The organism is Citreimonas sp., from assembly GCF_042096055.1.
In the GTDB taxonomy this organism is placed as follows: domain Bacteria; phylum Pseudomonadota; class Alphaproteobacteria; order Rhodobacterales; family Rhodobacteraceae; genus Citreimonas.
Genome location: NZ_JBELMH010000013.1, coordinates 1,675 through 22,660, shown reverse-complemented (window position 1 = coordinate 22,660; position 20,986 = coordinate 1,675). Strand labels below are relative to the sequence as shown.

Sequence of the window (20,986 nt, the reverse complement as noted above, 5' to 3'; positions counted from 1 at the left end):
GTGGAATGGTCCTATCTCGATGCCGGTATAGGAGGATCAGCGATGAAGACCGTCTGTCTTGGTGGCGGCCCAGCGGGGCTCTATTTCGCGATCAGCCTCAAGCTGCGCGAGCCCGACGCCCACGTCACGGTGATCGAGCGCAACCGCCCCGACGACACCTTCGGCTGGGGCGTGGTCCTGTCCGACGAGACGCTGGACAACCTCGCCGCCAACGACCCCAAGAGCGCCGAGGCGATCCGCGGGCATTTCGCCTACTGGGACGACATCAAGGTGGTGAAGGAAGACGTCGCCATCACCTCGACGGGTCACGGCTTCTGCGGCCTAGGCCGGCGCCAGATGCTGCTGCTGCTGCAGGAGCGCGCGCGCGAGCTGGGCGTGATCCTGCGGTTCGAGACCGAGGTCGACGACATCGACGCTCTGATGCGCGACAACGACCTGGTGGTCGCGGCCGACGGCATCAACTCGAAGACCCGCAAGCGGTTCGAACACGCCTTCAAGCCCGAGATCGACACCCGCGCGTGCAAGTTCGTCTGGCTGGGCACGCACGCCAAGTTCGACGACGCCTTCACCTTCATCTTCCGCAGGACCGACGCCGGCTGGATCTGGGCGCATGCCTACCAGTTCGACGCCGACACCGCGACCTTCATCGTGGAATGCGCCGAGGACACGTGGCGCGGCCTCGGCTTCGACAAGATGGGCCAGGACGAGATGATCGCGAAATGCGAGGCGATCTTCGCCGACGACCTGGGCGGTCATTCGCTGATCTCGAACATGAAGCACCTGCGCGGCTCGGCCTGGCTGAACTTCAATCGCGTGCTGTGCGAGAAATGGCACCACGAGAACGTCGTGCTGCTGGGCGACGCCTCGGCCACGGCGCATTTCTCGATCGGCTCGGGCACCAAGCTGGCGCTGGAATCCGCCATCGCGCTGGCCGACCTCGTGACCAAGGAGGCCACCCTCGAATCCGCCTTCACCCGCTACCAGGAAGAGCGGCGCACCGACGTGCTGCGCCTGCAATCGGCGGCCCGCAACTCGACCGAGTGGTTCGAGGATGTCGAGCGCTACCTGCATCTCGACCCGGTGCAGTTCAACTATTCTCTGCTGACCCGCAGCCAGCGCATCAGCCACGAGAACCTGCGCCTGCGCGACGCCCAATGGCTGCGCGAGGCCGAGGAATGGTTCCAGGCCCAGGCCGGCGCGAACGGCGTGCACCGCGCGCCGATGTTCGCGCCGTTCCAGTTGCGCGACATGCGGCTGAAGAACCGCGTCGTCGTCTCGCCCATGGCGCAGTACAAGGCCGTCGACGGCTGCCCCACCGATTGGCATTTCGTGCACTACGCCGAGCGCGCCAAGGGTGGCGCGGGCCTCGTCTATGTCGAGATGACCTGCGTCTCGGCCGAGGGTCGCATCACCCCCGGCTGCCCCGGCCTCTACGCGCCCGAGCACGAGGCGGCGTGGACGCGCCTGTGCGATTTCGTGCACGCCGAGACCGACGCCAAGCTCTGCATGCAGATCGGCCATTCGGGGCGCAAGGGCTCGACCCAGCTGGGGTGGGAGACGATGGACGCCCCGCTGAAGGCCGGCAACTGGCCGACGCTGTCGGCCTCGCCCATCCCGTGGGACGAAGGCCACCAGCCGCCGAAAGAGATGGACCGCGCCGACATGGACATGGTGCGCGACCTGTTCGTCGCCGCCACCGAGATGGCCGCGCGCGCCGGCTTCGACATGATCGAGTTGCACGCGGCGCACGGCTACCTGCTGTCGTCCTTCATCTCGCCCATCTCGAACCACCGGACGGACGAATACGGCGGCAGCCTCGAGAACCGCATGCGCTACCCGCTCGAGGTGTTCCGCGCCATGCGCGCCGCCTGGCCCGAGGCCAAGCCCATGAGCGTGCGCATCTCGGCAACCGACTGGGTCGGCGACCGCGGCGTGGGCGGCGAGGAAGCCGTCGAGATCGCGAGCCTCTTCCGCGAGGCGGGCGTCGACATCGTCGACGTCTCGGCCGGCCAGACCAGCGTCGAGGCGCGCCCCGTCTACGGCCGCATGTTCCAGACGCCGTTCTCGGACCGCATCCGCAACGAACGCGGCATCCCCACGATGGCCGTCGGCAACATCTTCGAGCCCGACCACGTGAACTCGATCCTCATGGCGGGCCGCGCCGACCTGGTCTGCCTCGCGCGGCCGCACCTGGCCGATCCGTACTGGACGCTGCACGCCGCCGCCGCGCTGGGCGACGAGGACAGCGGCTGGCCGCTCCCGTACCTGCCGGGCCGCGACCAGATGCGGCGGTTGGCCGAACGCGGTCAGGGCATGGGGATCAGCGTATGACGGACCTCACCGGCAAGACCGCGCTGGTCACCGGCGGCGGCACGGGCCTCGGCGCCGACCTGGCGCGCGGGCTGGCCGATGCCGGCGCGTGCACCTGGATCGCCGGCCGCCGGGCCGAGCCGCTGCACGATCTGGCGAAGACGCACGACAACCTGCACGCGGTCGAATGCGACGTCACCGACGAGACCAGCGTGCGCGCCATGTTCGACTTCACCGGCCCGTGCGAGATCGTCGTCGCCAATGCCGGCGCCTCGGCCAGCGCGCCGTTCGCGCGCACCGACCTTCCGACCTGGCGGCACATGATCGACGTGAACCTGACGGGCGCCTTCCTGACCCTGCGCGAGGGCGCGGCGCAACTGAAGGGCGCCGAGTGGGGCCGCCTGATCGCGGTTGCCTCGACCGCGGGCCTCAAGGGTTATCCCTACGTGTCCGCCTACGCCGCGGCCAAGCACGGCGTGATCGGCATGGTGAAATCCGCCGCGCTCGAGATGGCGCGCACGGGCATCACCGTGAACGCGCTCTGCCCCGGCTTCCTCGATACCGAGATGACCGACCGCTCGGTCGCCAACATCGCCGAGAAGACCGGGATGAGCCCCGAGGACGCCCGCGCTAGCATCGAGAAGATGAGCCCCCAGCGCCGCCTGATCCGCCCCGAAGAGGTGCGCGCGGCGATGCTCTGGCTCTGCGGGCCGGGCTCCGAAGGGATCACCGGGCAGGCCATCGGCATCGCCGGCGGCGAGGTCTAGGTCTTCACCTTCGAGAACCCCGCCATCGAGGCATAGCCGCCCACGATGGCGCGCCGATGCTCGTGGCTCAGCACGTCGTTCACGTCCCTGAAGCCCGCGGGCGCGCGTTTCTCGACCTCGTCGATCACGCGCTCGGGCCCGCCGAGGCGGTTGGTGCGCACGATCTCGGCGGTCTTGGGCAGGCGCTCCTTCTCGTATTCCCACAGCGCCGCGCGCGGATGCTCGCACCGCGCAAGCGCGTCGGCCAGGCACCTTGCGTCCAGCATCGCCTGGCTCGCCCCGTTCGACCCGACCGGGTACATCGGGTGCGCCGCGTCGCCCAGCAGCGTGATCCGGCCGAAGGTCCAGCGGGGCAGGGGATCGCGGTCGGCCATCGGGTATTCATAGATCGCGGGCGCGGCGCGCACGAGGCCGGCGATGTCCACCCCCGGCACCGAGAAGCGCAGCGCGTGCGGCAGCACCTTCGACAGCGGCGCCTGCCGCGACCAGCTGTCGGGCGGCGGCGTCGACACGGCCGGGTCCTTGATCCGGACGTTGACCACCCAGTTCATCAGCTGGCGCTTCCCCTGCGCCGGCGCGATCGGGTACAGCACGAACTTGCCGCCGAGGCCCCCGCCGATCGCCATGCTCTCGCCGTCGCGCCAGACCGGCCACTCGGCCGCGCCGCGCCACATGACGACGCCCTGCCAGGACGGCGCGCCCTCGTCGGGATAGAACACGCGCCGCCCCGCCGAATGGATGCCGTCGGCGCAGATCAGCACGTCGCCGCGATCCGTCTGCCCGGCCGCGCCCTCGACGCTGTCGGCGAAATGCGCCGTCACGCCGGAGTCGTCCTGCACGAAGCCCGCAAGGCGCCGGCCGGTGCGGATCGCGTCGTTGCCCAGCCGGTCGACCGCCGCGTCGAAGATCACCTTCTGCAGCCGGCCCCGGTGGATCGAGAATTGCGGCACGTCGTGGCCGGCATGTGTGCCGCGCAGCTCGGACCAGACTTCCTGCCCCTGCTTGGTCAGGTAGCTCAGCGTCCGCGTCCGCACGCCAACCTTGTCGAGCGCCGGCAGCAGGCCCAGCGTGGCCAGTTCGCGGATCGCGTGCGGCAGCACGTTGATGCCCACGCCGACCTCGCGCACCTCGCGCGCGGATTCGTAGAGCACGCAGGGTATCCCGCGGGCGTGCAGCATCAGCGCTGTGGTCAGGCCGCCGATCCCGGCGCCCGCGATGATCACCCGCATGCGCTTATGCCTCGGGCGGGGGCAGGAAATCGACCTCGTGCTCGGCCGAGACGGCGACCACGTCGGCGGGGTTCGCCTGCGGCCCGAGGTTGTGCAGCGCCCAGAACAGATCGTAGAGGCGCCGGGTCGGCGCGACCCAGAACAGGCATTTGATCGTCGTGTCGGTCTTGTTGAAGATCCCGTGCGGGATGCCCATCGGCAGGCGGATCAGGTCGCCCGGCTCGGCATGGGTCTCGACCCCGTTCAGCAGCAGGTCGAACCGGCCGTCGAGGACGTAGATGAACTCGTCCTGCGTGGGGTGGATGTGCGGCGGCACGAAGGTGCCCTTGGGCAGCGTGGCATGCCACGCCATCGAGTTCTCGGATTTCTGCTTCGGCACGTAGGTCTGGCCGAGGATGTTCCAGCTGATGTCGTCGATCCCCGAATTGGAGCGGGTGACACCGGGTATCATGGTCATGGGCGTGTCCTTTCAGACGTGCAGGAAGCGGTTCTTGACCTCGGGCGTGGCGAGGATGTCGGCCGTGGTGCCGGTCCAGACGACGCGGCCCTTCTCGACCACCACGTGGCGGTCGGCGAATTTCGTCAGCGCGTCGACGTTCTTGTCGATCACCAGGATCGCCTCGCCCTCGGACTTGAGGCGCGTGAGGCAGGCCCAGATGTCGGCGCGGATCAGCGGGGCCAGCCCCTCGGTCGCCTCGTCCAGCACCACCAGCCGCGGGTTGGTCATCAGCGCGCGCCCGATCGCCAGCATCTGCTGCTCGCCGCCCGACAGCTGCGTGCCCATGTTGCGGCGGCGTTCCTTGAGGCGGGGGAACAACTCGTAGACCTTCTCCAGCGTCCACTTGCCGGGCCGGGCGGTGGCGCGCAGGTTCTCCTCGGTCGTGAGGGTCGGAAAGACCTGCCGGCCCTCGGGAACAAGGCCCAGGCCCGCCTGCGCGACCCTGTGCGGATCGGCGCCGGTCAGGTCGATGCCGCCGACGCTGACATGCCCGGCGCGCGGCTTGAGCATGCCGAAGATCGACTTGACCGTGGTGGTCTTGCCCATCCCGTTGCGGCCCAGCAGCGTGACGCATTCGCCTTCGCCCACGTGCAGGTCGATGCCGAACAGGATGCGGCTGTGGCCGTAGGCCGCCTCGAGACCCTCGACCCTCAGCATGGGCGCGTCCCTTCGGCGTGGCATCCGGCCGCGGAAAGAGGCCTTTGGCGGCAGTATTCGTGCCAAGATGAAGCGGCGGGCTGGCTCATGCCGGCGTCTCCTCTTCCTCGCCCAGGTAGGCGGTGCGCACGGCCGGGTCGGCGCGGACCTCGTCCGGCGTGCCGGTGGCGATGATCTGCCCGTAGACCAAGACCGAGACGCGGTCGGCCAGCGCGAAGACCGCGTCCATGTCGTGCTCGATCAGCAGCATGGTGAAGCGGCCCTTCATGGCCCGCAGGCGCGCGACGAAGGCGTCGGATTCCTCGCCGCCCACGCCGGCGAGCGGTTCGTCCAGCAGCAGGGTCGACGGGCCGGTGGCCAGCGCCATCGCCAGTTCCAGCCGCCGGTGCTCGCCGTGGCTCAGTTCCGACGCGGTGACGCGCGCGCGGTCCTCGATCCCGGCCTCGGTCAGCGCGGCCATGGCGGCGTCGTTCAGCGCGGTCTCGCGCGCGACGTTGCCGAAGAAACGGAAACTCGACCCCTGCCGCGCCTGCACGGCCAGCGCCACGTTGTCCAGGACGGTGAAGCCGGGCAGGATCTGCGTGATCTGGAAGCTGCGCGCGAGGCCCATCCGCACGCGGTCGGGCATGGTCGAGCGGGTGATGTCGCGGCCGTCCAGCATGATCCGCCCCGCATCGGGCGCGAGCTGCCCCGACAGCTGCGCCACCAGCGTGGTCTTGCCCGCGCCGTTCGGGCCGATGATGGCGTGCAGCTCGCCCGGCTCGACCGACAGCGAGACCTTGTCGGTCACCGTCAGGGCGCCGAAGCTCTTGTCGAGGTTCTCGACCACCAGCCGGCTCATCGTGCGCGCCCCGCCTGGATCTGCTGGATCAGCCCGGTGATGCCGCGCGGCGAGAACAGCACCATCAGCACCAGGAACAGGCCGAACCACAGCCGCCAATGCTCGGTCAGCGCGCCCAGGAACTCCTCGAGCAGCAGGGCCGCGACCGCGCCGCCGATGGCGCCCGCCAGCGTGCCGATGCCGCCCAGGACGACCATCACGATCAGCTCGCCCGAGCGGTGCCAGGACATGAAGGCGGGCGAGACGAACTCGGCCTGGTTGGCCAGGAAGACGCCCGCCACCGACGTCATGCAGCCCGAGATCACGAAGGCCGTCAGCTGGTAGCGGAAGGGCGAATAGCCGATCGCTTCCATCCGCGTCGCGTTCTCGCGGATGCCGGTCAGCACCCGGCCGAAGCGCGAGCCGACGATGCGGTGGCACAGCGCGAAGAGCCCGATCAGCACCACCAGCGTCGCGTAGTAGAGCACGAAGTCGTTTTCCAGCACGTCCGAGCCGAACAGGGTCGAGCGTTGCCGCAACCCGTAGCCGTCGTCGCCGCCATAGGCCGAGAGCGATATGAAGAAGAAGAACGCCATCTGCCCGAAGGCCAGCGTGATCATGATGAAATACACCCCCCGCGTGCGCAGCGAGATCGCGCCCGTGACGAAGGCGAAGACGGCCGAGACCGCGATCGCGGCGGCTGTCTGCAGCAGGATGTCGTGGACCCCGTAGCTCGACAGGATCGCAACGGCATAGGTGCCGAAGCCGAGGTAGGCGGCGTGGCCGAAGCTGACCATCGCGCCGTAGCCCAGGATCAGGTCCAGCGCCATCGCGGCGATCGCGTAGGCCAGGATGCGCGTGCCGATCAGGATCAGGAACGGGTCGTCCAGCGCGGTCACCACGGGCGGGAACAGCGCGAACAGCGTGAACAGCACCAGCGCGGCCTTCAGGCGTGGCGCCAGTGCCGGCGTGCGGGCGGGGGCGGAGATCGCGGCGTCGGTCATGCGCGGCCTCCGAACAGGCCCGCGGGTTTGGCGAAGAGGATCGCGGCCATCAGGATGTAGACCAGCATCGGCGCCAGCATGCGGCCCGTCTGGCCCGCGGCGGCCGGATCCAGCACCGCGCGCAAAAGGATCGGGCCGAAGACGCCGCCCAGCGTGTCCACGACCGCGACCAGGATCGCGCCCAGGAACGCGCCCTTGATCGACCCGATGCCGCCGATCACCACCACCACGAAGGTCAGGATCAGCACGCTTTCGCCCATGCCGGTGTCGACCGACAGGATGGGTGCGACCAGCGCACCGGCGAGGCACGCCAGCACCGCGCCCAGCGTGAAGACGATGGCGAAGAGCTTGCCGATGTCGATCCCCAGCGCCGACACCATCGCCCGGTTCGTCGCCCCCGCGCGCAGCAGCATGCCGATGCGCGTGTGGTTGATCGTCACGAACAGGCCCGCCGCCACCGCAAGGCCCGCGACGATGATCGCGATGCGGTAGACCGGGTAGCGCAGCGGGTCCATCAGCGGGACCGAGCCGGACAGGATCTCGGGCAGCGGCACCGACAGCGGCGACACGCCCCAGACGATCTTGACCGTCTCGTTGACGATCATCACCAGCCCGAAGGTCGCCAGCACCTGGTCCAGGTGCGAGCGGGTGTAAAGCCTTCGGATCACGACGTATTCCAGGATCAGCCCCACCGCCACCGCCGCCGGCAGCATCAGCAGCAGCCCCCACCAGAAGCTTCCGGTGAGGGCCGCGAACGTGGCGACGAAATACGCCCCCACCATGTACAGCACCCCGTGGGCCAGGTTGACCACGTCCATGATCCCGAAGACCAGCGTCAGGCCCGCCGCGATCAGGAACAGCAGCACGCCCAGCTGCACGCCGTTGAGCAGTTGCAGCACGAACAGGTTCATCATGGCCGTGGTCTCCCGCCGGTCAGGGTGTCGTCAGGTCGCGCTCACTGCATGTCGCAGAGTTCGGCGTAGGTATCGACGTAGTCGTCGAAGATCTTCTCGCGGATCGAGGTGGCATAGCGGCCGTCGTCGCGCTTGACCGCCTCGACCAGGTAGAAGTCCTGCACCGGGTAGTTGTTCACCCCGAACGAGAAGTCGCCGCGCGGGCTGTCAAAATCGGCCTCCTTCAGCGCGGCGCGCAGCGCGTCGCGGTCGGTGAGGTCGCCGTCCAGCTTCTGCACCGCCGACTGGATCAGCTGCGCCGCGTCGTAGGCCTGCATGGCGTAGGTGCCGGGCACGTAGTCGTACTTCTCGATGAAGGCCTCGACGAAGGCGGCGTTGGCCTCGTTGTCGAGATCCGGCGCCCAGTTCTGGCCGCCCAGCAGGCCCACGGCCGCGTCCTGCGTGGCGGGCAGGGTGGTTTCGTCCACGGTGAAGGCCGACAGGAACGGGATGCTGCTCAGCCCAGCCTGGTCGTACTGCTTGACCAGGTTCACGCCCATGCCGCCGGGCATGAAGGTGAACAGCGCGTCGGGCTGGAACGCCGCGATCTGTGCCAGCTCCGAGCTGAAGTCGAGCTGGCCGAGCTCGGTGAACACCTCGCCCGCGACGCCGCCGGTGTACGAGTTCTTGAAGCCCGCAAGGCTGTCCTGCCCGGCCTGGTAGTTCGGCGCCATCAGGAACACGTTCTGATAGCCCTGCTGCTGTGCGTAGGCGCCCATCACCTCGTGGTTCTGGTCGTTCTGATAGGACGTCACGAAGAAGTTCGGGTGGCACTCGGCCCCGGCGAAGTTCGAGGTGCCCGCGTTGGTCGAGATCAGGATCGTGCCGGTCTCGGTCACCGGCTGGTGGATCGCCACCAGGATGTTCGAGAAGATCGGCCCGACGACGAAATCGACCTCTTCGCGCTGCACCAGTTCGCGGGCGCGGTCGGCGGCCAGGTCGGGGCGCTGCTCGTCGTCGACGGTGATGATCTCGGTCTCCATCCCGCCGATGTCGCCCATCTGCTCGGCGGCCAGCATGAAGCCGTCGCGCGCCTGCTCTCCCAGCGCCGCGGCGGGGCCGGACAGCGTGTAGATCAGGCCGATCTTCAGCACGTCGTCCTGCGCCGCGGGCGGCACGTCCTGCGCCAGGGCGGGGGCGGCGGCCAGCGTCAGCAGCGTGCCGGCCAGAAGCGGTGTCTTGGTCATGGTGGTCTCCCTGTGAGTCCGCGCCTCTTGGACGGGGCGGATATTTGTGGCTTGAATATTTAAGGCTTGAAGCATTCTGCCGTGCAAGCCATTTCTGCAGCGGAAATCCTTTGGCGGCGTGACGCAAGCGTTTTCTGCCGATGGCTTGAGCAGAGGGCGCCGGCGCCGCGAATGCCCTGCAACCGCAGGATGTTCGGGCCTGTCGGGCGCGGGTGAGGCGGCCGGTTCCGGGCGATGCTTCAAGCCAAAACATTTTTTGCTTGAAACAAATTTTGGCGCTGCCTAGCGTTGAGCGATGCCGGCCCGCGGAGGCCGGCGAACGCCCGCGTCGGGCGCCACAGGCAGGAGACCACAACACATGGATTCCGGACCCGGCCCCGAACTGTCCGCCTCGTCGAAGGCCCGCCTTCGCCTGTGGTTGCGCCTGCTCAAAAGCACCCGCCGGGTCGAGGCCGTGCTGCGCGACCGCCTGCGGACCGAGTTCGCGACCACGCTGCCGCGCTTCGACGTGATGGCGGCGCTCGCGCGCTACGACGAGGGGCTGAAGATGTCGGCGCTGTCGGGCGTGCTGCGGGTGTCGAACGGCAACGTGACCGGCATCGTCGACCGGCTGGTCGAGGACGGGCACGTGGTGCGCGTGCGCATGCCCGGCGACCGGCGCGCCTCGCTGGTGCGGCTCACCCCCGACGGCCGGGCCGAGTTCGCCCGCCAGGCCGCCGCCCACGCCGCCTGGATCGACGCGCTGCTCGACGATTTCACCGAGGCCGAGGCCGAGGCGCTGGCCACCCGCTTCGACGCCGTCACCACGCAAGAAGAGGAAGCCTGATGCCCACGCATTTCCGCTGCGACATCGAGGACGGGATCGCGACGCTGCGGCTGGACCGGCCCGACCGCAAGAACCCGCTGACCTTCGACAGCTATGCCGAGCTGCGCGACTGGTTCCGCGCGCGCCCCTACGACGACGGCGTCAAGGCGGTGGTCTTCGGCTCGAACGGCGGCAACTTCTGCTCGGGCGGGGACGTGCACGACATCATCGGCCCACTGACGAAGATGTCGATGAAGGAGCTTCTGGCCTTCACCCGCATGACCGGCGACCTCGTGAAGGCGATGATCAATTGCGGCGTGCCGATCATCGCCGCGGCCGACGGCGTCTGCGTCGGCGCGGGCGCGATCATCGCGATGGCGTCCGACCTGCGCCTCGCCACGCCCGCGACCAAGACCGCCTTTCTGTTCACACGCGTGGGCCTCGCCGGCTGCGACATGGGCGCCTGCGCGATGCTGCCGCGCATCATCGGCCAGGGCCGCGCCGCCGAGCTGCTCTATACCGGCCGCTCGATGAGCGCCGACGAAGGCGCCGCCTGGGGCTTCTGGAACCGCGTGATCGCCCCCGACGCGCTGGATGCCGAAGCGCAGGAAATGGCCCGCCGCCTCGTCGCCGGGCCGACCTTCGGCCACATGATGACCAAGACCATGCTGAACCAGGAATGGTCGATGTCGCTCGACATGGCGATCGAGGCCGAGGCGCAGGCGCAGGCGCTCTGCATGCAGACGCAGGACTTCACCCGCGCCTACAACGCCTTCGTCGCCAAGGAAAAACCCGTGTTCGAGGGCGATTGATGGCCGACACCTCCTATCTCGACTGGCCGTTCCTCGAGCCGCGCCACCGCGACCACGCGCAGGCGCTCGACGCCTGGGCGGGCACCCTCGGCGCCATCGACCACCACGACACCGACGCCGCCTGCCGCGATCTGGTCGCACGGCTGGGCGCCGACGGTTGGCTGATGCCCACCGCGGCGGACCCCGCCGACCCGCAGCCGCTCGACGTGCGCACCCTGTGCCTGAGCCGCGAGACGCTGGCGCGGCACGACGGGCTGGCGGATTTCGCCTTCGCCATGCAGGGCCTGGGCACCGGGGCGCTGTCGCTCTTCGGCTCGGACGCCCAGCGCGCCAAATGGCTGCCGCTCACCCGCACCGGCAAGGCGATCTCGGCCTTCGCGCTGACCGAGCCGCAATCCGGCTCGGACGTGGCGAACTCGACCATGACCGCGCGCGACGACGGCGAGTCCTGGGTGCTCGACGGCGAGAAGACCTGGATCAGCAACGGTGGTATCGCCGACGTCTACACACTTTTCGCCCGCACCGGCGAGGGGCCCGGCGCCAAGGGCCTGTCGGCCTTCGTCGTGCCCGCCGACACGCCGGGGCTGCACATCGCCGAACGCCTCGACACGATCGCGCCGCATCCGCTGGCGACCCTGCGCTTCGACGGCGCGCGCCTGCCCAAGGACGCGCTGATCGGGCAGCCGGGGCAGGGCTTCAAGATCGCCATGTCGGTGCTCGACGTGTTCCGCACCACCGTCGCCGCCGCCGCCCTCGGCTTCGCCCGCCGCGCGCTGGACGAGGCGCTGGCCCGCGTCACCGACCGCCAGGTGCAGGGCAGGCCGCTTTCCGACCTGCAGCTGGTCCAGGGCCACGTGTCGGACATGGCGCTGCGCGTCGACGCGGCCGCGCTGCTGGTCTACCGCGCCGCCTGGGCCAAGGACAGCGGCGCGCCCCGCGTCAGCCGCGAGGCCGCGATGGCCAAGCTTTACGCTACCGACGAGGCGCAGAAGGTCATCGACGCGGCGGTGCAATTGCACGGCGGCGACGGCGTCCGCTCGGGCCACATCGTCGAGCGGCTCTACCGCGAGATCCGCGCGCTGAGGATCTACGAAGGCGCCTCGGACGTGCAGAAGGTCATCATCGCGCGCCAGACGCTGGACGCCGCCACGCGCTGACAGAAGCAGGGGAACAGGCCATGACGACCGCGAACGACGTGCTGGGGCCTTCGGCCCACACCGACAGCTTCACCCGGGACAACCTGCCGCCGGTCGACCAGTGGCCCGACTTCCTGCTCGACGGCTTCGACTATCCCGACCGTCTCAACGTCGGCGTCGAGCTGACCGACCGGCTGGTCGAGGCAGGTCACGGCGACCGCACCGCCCTGATCGGCAACGGCCGCCGGCGGACCTACAAGGAACTGGCCGACTGGACCAACCGTCTGGCCCACGCGCTGGTCGAGGATATCGGCGTGAAGGCCGGCAACCGTGTGCTGATCCGCTCGGCCAACAACCCCGCGATGGTCGCGGCGTGGCTGGCGGCGACCAAGGCGGGCGCGGTCGTGGTCAACACCATGCCCATGCTGCGCGCGGGCGAGCTGGGCAAGATCGTCGACAAGGCGCAGATCCAGTTCGCGCTGTGCGACACGCGCCTGATGGACGAGATGGCGACCTGCGCCAAGGAGTCGGCGTACCTCACGAAGGTCGTGGGCTTCGACGGCACCTCCAACCACGACGCCGAGCTCGACCGCCTCGCGCTGGAAAAATCGGTCAGGTTCGACGCCGTGCCCACCGGCCGCGACGACGTGGCGCTGCTGGGCTTCACCAGCGGCACGACCGGCTCGCCCAAGGCGACGATGCATTTCCACCGCGACATCCTGGCCATCGCCGACGGCTATGCGCGCGAGGTGCTGGCCGTCACCCCCGACGACATCTTCGTGGGCTCGCCGCCGCTGGCCTTCACCTTCGGTCTGGGCGGCCTTGCGGTGTTCCCGCTGCGCTTCGGCGCGGCCGCTACACTGCTGGAAAAGGCCTCGCCGCCGAACATGATCGAGATCATCGAGACCTATCGCGCCACCGTCGCCTTCACCGCGCCCACCGCCTACCGGGTGATGCTGCGCGCGATGGACGAGGGCGCCGACCTGTCGTCCCTGCGCGCCGCCGTCTCGGCCGGCGAGACCCTGCCCGCGCCGGTCTACGACGAATGGATCGCCAAGACCGGCAAGCCGATGCTCGACGGCATCGGCGCGACCGAGATGCTGCACATCTTCATCACCAACCGCTTCGACGACCACCGGCCGGCCTGCACGGGCAAGCCCGTCGGCGGCTACCAGGCGAAGATCGTGGGCGAGGACGGGCAGGAGGTGCCGCGCGGCACCGTCGGGCGCCTGGCCGTGCGCGGGCCCACCGGGTGCCGCTACCTCGCCGACGAGCGGCAGACCGACTATGTCCTCGACGGCTGGAACATCACCGGCGACGCGTTTTCCATGGACGAGGACGGCTACCTGCACTTCGCCGCGCGCAACGACGACATGATCATCTCGTCCGGCTACAACATCGCCGGCCCCGAGGTCGAGGCCGCGCTGCTGGCGCATGACGCCGTCGCCGAATGCGCCGTGGTCGGCAAGCCCGACGAGGAACGCGGCGCGATCGTCGAGGCGCACGTGGTGCTGGCCGAAGGCCATGCCACCGGCCCCGAGATGGTCAAGGCGCTGCAGGACCACGTGAAGGCCACCATCGCGCCCTTCAAGTATCCCCGCGCCGTCCGCTTCGTCGATGCGCTGCCCAAGACCGAGACCGGCAAGATCCAGCGGTTCCGCCTCAAGTCCGACGCCTGAGGGCCACTCCGCACGGGCAGGGTCGCCGGGGTCAACGGTTAAGATGAGATGAATCCGTCTCTGCAAGCCATTGATTTCTATAGGGTGCCTTGATGTCCCATCATGGGACACCTGAATCCGTCCAGGTTCTGCCCGCGCAGGCGCCCCGGCCCGGACGGCCGAAACCGCCTCGCCTTCCATCGCCCGCCGCGCTAGGCAAGGGCCGATCACAGACCGGAGACCGCCGATGAACCTCGCCCGCTTCCCCCGCCGTTTCCTCGCCCACCTGCCGACGCCGCTCGAACGCCTCGACCGGCTGAGCGCCGAACTCGGCGGCCCCGAGATCTGGATCAAGCGGGACGATTGCACGGGGCTGTCGACCGGCGGCAACAAGACCCGTAAGCTGGAATTCCTGATGGCCGAGGCCGAGCTCGCCGGCGCCGACATGGTCATCACCCAGGGCGCGACCCAGTCGAACCACGCCCGCCAGACCGCCGCGTTCGCCGCCAAGCTGGGGATCGACTGCCACCTGCTGCTCGAGGACCGGACCGGCTCCGAGGATCCGAACTACAACGGCAACGGCAACGTTCTGCTGGACCACCTGCACGGCGCCACGACCGAGAAACGCCCCGGCGGCGCCGACATGAACGCCGAGATGGAGGCCGTGGCCGAGCGGCTCGAGGCCGAGGGTCGCCGCGTCTACACCATCCCCGGCGGCGGCTCGAACCCCACCGGCGCGCTGGGCTACGTCAACTGCGCCTTCGAGCTGCTGGGCCAGCTCAACGACCGCGCGCTGAACGTGTCCCACATCTTGCATGCCACCGGCAGCGCCGGCACGCAGGCGGGGCTCGTCACCGGCCTCAAGGCCACCAACGCGGGCATCCCCCTGCTGGGAATCGGCGTGCGCGCGCCCAAAGCCAAGCAGGAAGAGAACGTCTTCAACCTCGCCGTCGCGACGGCCGAGAAACTTGGCTGCCACGGCGTGGTCTCGCGCGACGACGTGGTGGCCAACACCGACTACGTGGGTGAGGGCTACGGCATCCCGACCGCGGGCGGGATCGAGGCGATCCGCATGTTCGCCGAGCTCGAGGGCATCCTGCTGGACCCGGTCTATTCCGCCAAGGGCGCCGCTGGCCTGATCGACCTCGTGCGCAAGGGTCACTTCACGGCCGAGGACCGGATCGTCTTCATCCATACCGGTGGCTCCGCCGCGCTGTTCGGCTACGACCGGGCGCTCGCGCGCTAGGTGAGCGGGCGGGTCGAAAAGGCGAGGGACGCGCTGAGCCCGGACATGCTGCGTGGCCTGCTTCTGGCGGGCATGATCGCCGCCGCGGCGACCTTCCTCGGCCAAAGCTACGGCGCGCCGGTGATGCTGTTCGCGCTGCTGATCGGCATGGCCTTCCACTTCCTCGCCGAAAGCCCGTCCTGCGGACGCGGAATCGAGTTCGCCTCGTCCACGCTGCTGCGCCTCGGCGTCGGTCTGCTGGGCCTGCGCCTCGCGGTCGAGGACGTGCAGGCGCTGGGCCTCGTCCCGGCGCTCGCCGTGGTCGGGCTGGTCATGGCGACACTGGCCTGCGGCGCCCTGCTGTCGTTCCTGTTCGGCCGGCGCCTCGCCTTCGGCCTGCTGGCGGGCGGATCGGTGGCGATCTGCGGCGCCTCGGCGGCGCTGGCCATCGCCTCGGTCCTGCCGAAGCGGGCCGACCGCGCGCAGGACACGCTGCTGGTGGTGATCGGCGTCACCACCCTGTCGACCGTGGCGATGGTCACATACCCGCTGCTGTTCCGCTGGCTGGGCCTGAGCGACGCCGAAAGCGCCTTTCTGATCGGCACGACGATCCACGACGTGGCTCAGGTGGTCGGCGCCGGCTACTCGGTCAGCGAAGAGGCCGGGCTGCAGGCGACCTTCGTCAAGATGCTGCGCGTGGCGCTGCTGCCGGTCGTGGTGATGCTGGTGATGCTGAGCTTCCGCGGCGCGCAAAGCCAGCGGGTGGGCATCCCGTGGTTCCTGGTGATGTTCCTCGGCCTCGCCGTGCTGGCGAACCTGGGCGTGGTGCCCGCGCCGGTGATCGCGGTCGTCTCGGACGTGTCGCGCTGGTGCCTTGTGATCGCGATCTCGGCGCTGGGGGTGAAGACCAGCCTGGCGGCCATCGCGCGCGTCGATCCGCGCTATGCCGCGATCCTGCTGATCGACACGCTGTTCCTGCTGGGGCTGGCGCTGGGCTTCGTGACCGGGATCGGCCTGGGGTAACGGCACGGGCGCGCGCGGTGTCGGTTTGGGCTATTGAAGCCGCGGGTCGCGTGCTAAGGCGATCGCGCCTTCACGATACCGGATGCCGCGATGCTCACCACCTCCTTTCCCGACGACGCGCTGATGGCGTCGCTGACCGCCCGCGCCCTGATGGAGATCGACGCGATCCACTTCAGGCCCGACGAGCCGTTCAAGCTGACCTCGGGGCTGGCCAGCCCGGTCTACATCGACTGCCGCAAGCTGATCTCGTATCCGCGCATCCGCTCCACGCTGATGGACTTTGCGGCCTCGAAGATCCTGCGCGACATCGGGTTCGAGCGGATCGACGCGGTCGCGGGGGGCGAGACCGCCGGCATTCCCTTCGCCGCCTGGATCGCCGAGCGGCTGGGCCTGCCGATGCAATACGTGCGCAAGAAGCCCAAGGGCTTCGGCCGCGACGCGCAGATCGAGGGGCATCTGCCCGAGGGCGCGCGCACGCTGCTGGTCGAGGACCTGACCACCGATGGCGGCAGCAAGATCCGCTTCTGCGAGGCGATCCGCAACGCCGGCGCCGAGGTGTCGGACACGATGGTGATCTTCTTCTACGACATCTTCCCGGACACGCGCGCCACGCTGTCGTCGCACGGCATCCGCCTGCACACGCTGGCGACGTGGTGGGACGTGCTGGAAGAGGCCAAGCGCAGCGGCCATTTCGACGCCGGCACGCTGGGAGAGGTCGAGAAGTTCCTGCACGCGCCCTTGGAATGGTCCGGTCGGAACGGCGGCGCGACGGTCATCGCGTCCTAAGCCCGCAGCATCGTCACGTGTGTTCGGCCCGTTTGCCGGGGCCGAGCACGCCCTTCTCGATCAGGGCGTCGATCTGCTGCTGTGACAGCCCCGCCGCGCGCAACGTCGCGATCCCGTCGGCGCCCAGGTCGGGCGCGGGGTGCCGGACATGCAGTGGCGTTTTCGACAGCTTGATCGGAAAGCCGGTCATGCCGACCTCGCCGTGCCCTTCGTGCAGGACGCGCAGGACCATCTCCTGCGCCGCGACCTGCGGATCGGCCAGCGCCTCGGTCATCGACTGCACGCGGCCCGAGGGCACACCGGCGCGGTTGAGACGGTCGATCCATTCGTCCTGTGTGCCGTCCGCCATCGCCGCGTCGATCAGCGCGTTCAGCTCGGCACGGTGGCGCAGGCGGCTCTCGTTGTCCACGAACCGCGGGTCGGACAGAAGATGCTCCAGCCCGACCTCGGCCAGGAAACGCCGCACGAAGGTGTCGTTCGACGGCGCGACGGCGATCTGGCCGTCCGAGGCGCGGAACAGCCCGTAGGGCGAGGCGATGGGATGGTCGTTGCCGCTGGGCACCGGATCCCGGCCGGTGGCGAGTGCGCCCGATGACAGGTACGCCAGCATCGACATCATGGACATCATCATCGATGCTTCGACGCGCTGCGCGGGGCCGCCGTTCTCTCGCCCGCGCAGGGCCGCCACCGCGCCGAGCGAGGCGTAGAGCCCCGCGACCAGGTCGGTGATCGGCGGCGCGGTGCGCAGGGGCCCGGTCTCGGGCGTGCCGTTGGTCGCCATGTAGCCCGACATGGCCTGCGCGATGAAGTCGAAGGCCGGCCGGTCTGCATAGGGGCCGGTGCTGCCGTAGCCGTTCACGCTGACGACGATCAGGTTTGGATTGATCTCGTGCAGGCGCGCCTCGGTCAGGCCCATGCGGTCGAGGATGCCGGGGCGGAAATTCTCGGTCAGGATGTCCGCGTCGGCCAGCAGCCGTTCCAGCACCTCGATGCCCTCGGGCGCGCGCAGGTCCAATTCCACCGACTTCTTGTTCCGGTTGAATCCGGCGAAGTACCACGACAGACCCTGCTGGACATGGCCCTGCTTGCGCACCGGGTCGCCGCCGGGCGTCTCGATCTTGATCACCTCAGCGCCGAGATCGCCCAGCAGCATCGCGCAAAATGGGCCGGACAGCACGCGCGTCAGGTCGACGACGCGCACGCCGGAAAGTGGAAGGCCGGTCATCCTGCCGCCGTCGCGGTCAGGGCGGGGTCGTAACGCTTCAACCGGGGGCCGGCCTTGATCACCTGTCCGGGCAGCGGGCGGCCGATCACCTGCTGGGTCAGCAGGCCTGCACCGATCAGCGCCTCGAGGTCGACGCCGGTGGCGTAGCCACTTTCCTGCAGCAGGTAGACCAGGTCCTCGGTGCAGATGTTGCCGGTGGCGCCGGCGGCGAAGGGGCAGCCGCCCAGACCGCCCACGGCCGCGTCGTAATGCGTCACGCCCTCGGCGAGGCCCGTCATGACGCAGGCGAGGCCGACGCCGCGCGTGTTGTGGAAATGCAGGTGGATCTCGAGGCCCGGCGCCGCCTCGCGGATCGCGCGGATCGCGGCGCGCACGGTCAGCGGCGTCGCCATGCCGGTCGTGTCGCCGAGCGAGACGCTGTCCGCCCCGAGGTCCTGGTACCGCTTCGCGATGCGGCCGACCTGCTCGGAGGGGACCACGCCCTCGAACGGACAGCCGAAGGCAGTGGCGATTCCGCCCTCGATGCCAATTCCGGCTTTCCGGAGGCGGTCGAACACGGCCTCGAACTCGGCCAGCGACTGCGCGATGGGGCGGTTAACGTTCTTGAGGTTGTGCGTCTCCGAGGCCGAAACCACCGTGTGCACCGCGTCCAGCGCGCAACCGGCCGCCCGTTCGGCCCCGCGCAGGTTCGGCACCAGCGCGGTGACGAAGGCGCCCTCGGGGCGATCGATCCCGGCCAGGACCTGCTCGGCGTCGGCCAGCTGCGGCACCGCGCGCGGGCTGACGAAGGACGTCACTTGCATGTGCCTGAGACCCGACGCGAACAGCGCATTGGCGATCTCGATCTTCCGCTCGGTCGGGATGAAGCTCTTCTCGCTCTGGAACCCGTCGCGCGGTCCGACCTCGCAGACGGTGATGTGCGCGCCTTCGGGCACGGGGGCAGTCGGTGCGGCGGTGGCGGCCATGGGCGGTGTCCTCCTCGGGTCTCTTTTCGCCGGCATACTGCCCCGCCGGAAAACGCGAGGACAAGGGGCGGCGGCACCCCACGGTTCGTAGGCGGAGGATCACTCGGATCGCCCCCCGATCCGAGCCGTTGACCGGGATGGTCTCTTGCAAAAATCGCGCGGATGCCCTTCCCTGCATCTCGGGCTTTACTGGGAGGAGAAACCCATGATCTTTCGCACATTCATGACCGCCAAGCTGGGCGCCGCCATGGTCGCCGCCGCGACGTTCACCGCTGCGCCGGCCTCGGCCACCGAATGCATCGCGCCGTCGGATCCCGGTGGCGGCTGGGATTTCACCTGCCGCACGATCGGACGCATCCTGACCGAGCTCGACCTGGTGGACGGCAACGTGCAGGTCACCAACATGGCCGGCGGCGTGGGCGCTGTGGCCTTCGCAATGGTCGCGGCCGAACGTGCCGACGATGCGGACCTGATCGTGGCGACCTCGACCGTGGGTGTGACGCAGATCGCCCAGGGCCGCTATCCCGCCCCGCTCGACACGATGCGCTACCTCGCCATGCTGGGCGCCGACGTGGGCGTGATCGCGGTGGACGACGACAGCCCGATCCAGAGCCTCGAGGAACTGAACGCCGCCATGGCCGAGGATCCGACCTCGCTGGTCACGGCAGGCTCGTCCGGCGCGGGCGGCTGGGACCACATCCGTCTTCTGATGGTCGCCGACGCGGCGGGCGTCGAGGAGCTGTCGGACATCCGCTGGGTGCAGTTCGACGGCGGCACCGACGCCGTGACGCAGATGATGGGCGGCCAGATCGACGTGGTCTCGACCGACCTCGGCGAGATCGCGGGCTTCGTGGAATCCGGCGATATCCGCATCCTCGCCGCGCTGAGCGACGATCCGATCCCGGCCTTCCCCGAGATCCCGACAGCGAAGTCGCAGGGCATCGACGTGACCGGCTACAACTGGCGCGGCCTCTACACCGGCGGCGACGTGTCTGACGAAGACTACGCGGCTTGGGTCGAGAAGCTCGAGACGCTCTACAACTCGGAAGAGTGGCAGACCGCGGCGACCAATTCGGGCCTCGTGCCGATCTGGCGCGGTGGCGACGAGTTCGAGACCTTCGTGCGTGAGCAGGCCGATATCATGGAGGACATCTCGCGCGATATCGGCGTGATCGAATGAGCGTAAGGGTCATGGGCGTCGTGATCTTCGTGATCGCGGCGCTCTACACCTGGCAGGCGGGGAACTACGCCATCACCTTCGGCGACGTGCTGGGGCCGACGGTGTTCCCGGTCATCGTCGGCGTTCCGATGATGATCCTGGCCGCGTCGCTGGTGGTGTTCCCCACGGGGCAGGTCGATTGGCCTGCCCCGCAGCGGATGTGGCGGCAGATCGCCGCCCTGGCCGTGCTCGTGGGCTACACGATCGCGCTGGAGCCGATCGGCTTTCCGCTGGCGACCTTCGCGCTGGTGGCGCTCATCGGCATCATCCTCGGAGGCTCGCCCTGGCGCGCGGTGCTTCTGGGCGCGATCATGGCGCCGGCGCTCTGGGCGCTGTTCGATCAGGTGCTGAGCCTGCCGCTCGACTTTCTCGGAGAGCTCTTCGTCGCGGACTGACGAAGGGCGAGGGGACCTTGCATGGAAATCCTGTCGCTACTGGGCCACGGCTTCGCCGTCGCGCTGATGCCGCTCAACCTCGGGCTTCTGCTGATGGGCTGCTTCATCGGAACGCTGCTGGGCGCCCTGCCGGGGCTCGGGCCGGTGAACGGGGTGGCGGTGCTGATCCCGCTGACCTTCGCCTTCGGTTTCGATCCGACCTCGTCGATGATCCTGCTGTGCGCGGTCTATTTCGGCTGCATGTACGGCGGGCGGATCAGCTCGATCCTGCTCAACATTCCCGGCGACGAGCCGGCGATCATGACGACGCT

The 20,986-nt window shown here is 69.2% G+C and carries 21 protein-coding genes; 12 read left to right on the top strand and 9 right to left on the bottom strand.

Annotated elements, in window-relative coordinates; all coding sequences use genetic code 11:
* Window positions 1–42: 42 nt before the first annotated feature.
* Window positions 43–2,331, top strand: coding sequence for a bifunctional salicylyl-CoA 5-hydroxylase/oxidoreductase (locus ACFDTC_RS05130; protein WP_375257798.1), 2,289 nt, complete (start codon window positions 43–45; stop codon window positions 2,329–2,331).
* The gene (locus tag ACFDTC_RS05125; RefSeq protein ID WP_375257797.1) at window positions 2,328–3,077 is read left to right on the top strand and encodes an SDR family NAD(P)-dependent oxidoreductase; all 750 of its coding nucleotides are present in this window, start codon (window positions 2,328–2,330) and stop codon (window positions 3,075–3,077) included. The genes ACFDTC_RS05130 and ACFDTC_RS05125 overlap by 4 nt, the downstream gene beginning before the upstream one ends.
* On the opposite strand, the gene ACFDTC_RS05120 is transcribed toward ACFDTC_RS05125, so the two are convergent.
* The 7 genes from ACFDTC_RS05120 to ACFDTC_RS05090 form a co-directional block, all read right to left on the bottom strand.
* Window positions 3,074–4,306, bottom strand: coding sequence for a flavin-dependent oxidoreductase (locus ACFDTC_RS05120; protein WP_375257796.1), 1,233 nt, complete (start codon window positions 4,304–4,306; stop codon window positions 3,074–3,076). The genes ACFDTC_RS05125 and ACFDTC_RS05120 overlap by 4 nt on opposite strands.
* Before the next feature lie 4 nt (window positions 4,307–4,310).
* Window positions 4,311–4,757, bottom strand: a complete 447-nt coding sequence (locus ACFDTC_RS05115) for a cupin domain-containing protein (RefSeq protein ID WP_375257827.1) — start codon at window positions 4,755–4,757, stop codon at window positions 4,311–4,313.
* An 18-nt stretch (window positions 4,758–4,775) separates the two neighbouring features.
* Window positions 4,776–5,462 carry an ABC transporter ATP-binding protein gene (locus ACFDTC_RS05110; RefSeq protein ID WP_375257795.1) on the bottom strand — a complete coding sequence of 229 codons (687 nt, stop codon included), beginning with the start codon at window positions 5,460–5,462 and terminating at the stop codon, window positions 4,776–4,778.
* Window positions 5,463–5,547: 85 nt separating this feature from the next.
* Window positions 5,548–6,303, bottom strand: coding sequence for an ABC transporter ATP-binding protein (locus ACFDTC_RS05105; protein WP_375257794.1), 756 nt, complete (start codon window positions 6,301–6,303; stop codon window positions 5,548–5,550).
* Complete coding sequence (locus ACFDTC_RS05100) at window positions 6,300–7,286, bottom strand: branched-chain amino acid ABC transporter permease (RefSeq protein WP_375257793.1); 987 nt, start codon at window positions 7,284–7,286, stop codon at window positions 6,300–6,302. Before ACFDTC_RS05100 ends, ACFDTC_RS05105 begins: the two co-directional genes overlap by 4 nt.
* A complete protein-coding gene (locus ACFDTC_RS05095) occupies window positions 7,283–8,200 on the bottom strand; it encodes a branched-chain amino acid ABC transporter permease (protein ID WP_375257792.1) in 918 nt (305 codons plus the stop codon). The genes ACFDTC_RS05100 and ACFDTC_RS05095 overlap by 4 nt, the downstream gene beginning before the upstream one ends.
* A gap of 41 nt (window positions 8,201–8,241) precedes the next feature.
* Window positions 8,242–9,426 carry an ABC transporter substrate-binding protein gene (locus tag ACFDTC_RS05090; protein ID WP_375257791.1) on the bottom strand — a complete coding sequence of 395 codons (1,185 nt, stop codon included), beginning with the start codon at window positions 9,424–9,426 and terminating at the stop codon, window positions 8,242–8,244.
* Between the two features lie 358 nt (window positions 9,427–9,784).
* Here ACFDTC_RS05090 and ACFDTC_RS05085 point away from each other — a divergent pair, with 358 nt between their 5' ends.
* The 7 genes from ACFDTC_RS05085 to ACFDTC_RS05055 all read left to right on the top strand — a co-directional run bounded on the left by ACFDTC_RS05085 (window position 9,785) and on the right by ACFDTC_RS05055 (window position 16,871).
* Window positions 9,785–10,252: a MarR family winged helix-turn-helix transcriptional regulator gene (locus ACFDTC_RS05085; protein ID WP_375257790.1), complete on the top strand. Its 468-nt coding sequence runs from the start codon at window positions 9,785–9,787 to the stop codon at window positions 10,250–10,252.
* Entirely contained in the window at window positions 10,252–11,043 is a 792-nt protein-coding gene (locus ACFDTC_RS05080; protein ID WP_375257789.1) for an enoyl-CoA hydratase family protein, read from the top strand. Before ACFDTC_RS05085 ends, ACFDTC_RS05080 begins: the two co-directional genes overlap by 1 nt.
* The gene (locus ACFDTC_RS05075; RefSeq protein ID WP_375257788.1) at window positions 11,043–12,200 is read left to right on the top strand and encodes an acyl-CoA dehydrogenase family protein; all 1,158 of its coding nucleotides are present in this window, start codon (window positions 11,043–11,045) and stop codon (window positions 12,198–12,200) included. Before ACFDTC_RS05080 ends, ACFDTC_RS05075 begins: the two co-directional genes overlap by 1 nt.
* A gap of 38 nt (window positions 12,201–12,238) precedes the next feature.
* Entirely contained in the window at window positions 12,239–13,858 is a 1,620-nt protein-coding gene (locus ACFDTC_RS05070; RefSeq protein ID WP_375257826.1) for an AMP-binding protein, read from the top strand.
* 226 nt (window positions 13,859–14,084) lie between these two features.
* A complete protein-coding gene (locus ACFDTC_RS05065) occupies window positions 14,085–15,083 on the top strand; it encodes a D-cysteine desulfhydrase (protein ID WP_375257787.1) in 999 nt (332 codons plus the stop codon).
* Between the two features lie 45 nt (window positions 15,084–15,128).
* A complete protein-coding gene (locus tag ACFDTC_RS05060; RefSeq protein ID WP_375257786.1) occupies window positions 15,129–16,085 on the top strand; it encodes a YeiH family protein in 957 nt (318 codons plus the stop codon).
* Between the two features lie 90 nt (window positions 16,086–16,175).
* Entirely contained in the window at window positions 16,176–16,871 is a 696-nt protein-coding gene (locus ACFDTC_RS05055) for an orotate phosphoribosyltransferase (protein WP_375257785.1), read from the top strand.
* A gap of 13 nt (window positions 16,872–16,884) precedes the next feature.
* On the opposite strand, the gene ACFDTC_RS05050 is transcribed toward ACFDTC_RS05055, so the two are convergent.
* Window positions 16,885–18,096 (bottom strand): CaiB/BaiF CoA transferase family protein, encoded by a 1,212-nt coding sequence (locus ACFDTC_RS05050; RefSeq protein WP_375257784.1) that lies wholly within the window; start codon window positions 18,094–18,096, stop codon window positions 16,885–16,887.
* Window positions 18,093–19,061, bottom strand: a complete 969-nt coding sequence (locus ACFDTC_RS05045) for a hydroxymethylglutaryl-CoA lyase (RefSeq protein WP_375257783.1) — start codon at window positions 19,059–19,061, stop codon at window positions 18,093–18,095. Before ACFDTC_RS05045 ends, ACFDTC_RS05050 begins: the two co-directional genes overlap by 4 nt.
* Window positions 19,062–19,266: 205 nt before the next feature.
* Here ACFDTC_RS05045 and ACFDTC_RS05040 point away from each other — a divergent pair, with 205 nt between their 5' ends.
* From ACFDTC_RS05040 to ACFDTC_RS05030, 3 genes are all read left to right on the top strand, one after another.
* Window positions 19,267–20,241, top strand: a complete 975-nt coding sequence (locus ACFDTC_RS05040) for a Bug family tripartite tricarboxylate transporter substrate binding protein (RefSeq protein ID WP_375257782.1) — start codon at window positions 19,267–19,269, stop codon at window positions 20,239–20,241.
* Window positions 20,238–20,675, top strand: coding sequence for a tripartite tricarboxylate transporter TctB family protein (locus ACFDTC_RS05035; RefSeq protein WP_375257781.1), 438 nt, complete (start codon window positions 20,238–20,240; stop codon window positions 20,673–20,675). The genes ACFDTC_RS05040 and ACFDTC_RS05035 overlap by 4 nt, the downstream gene beginning before the upstream one ends.
* Window positions 20,676–20,696: 21 nt before the next feature.
* A partial coding sequence (locus ACFDTC_RS05030) for a tripartite tricarboxylate transporter permease (RefSeq protein WP_375257780.1) occupies window positions 20,697–20,986 on the top strand: 290 nt, incomplete at its 3' end.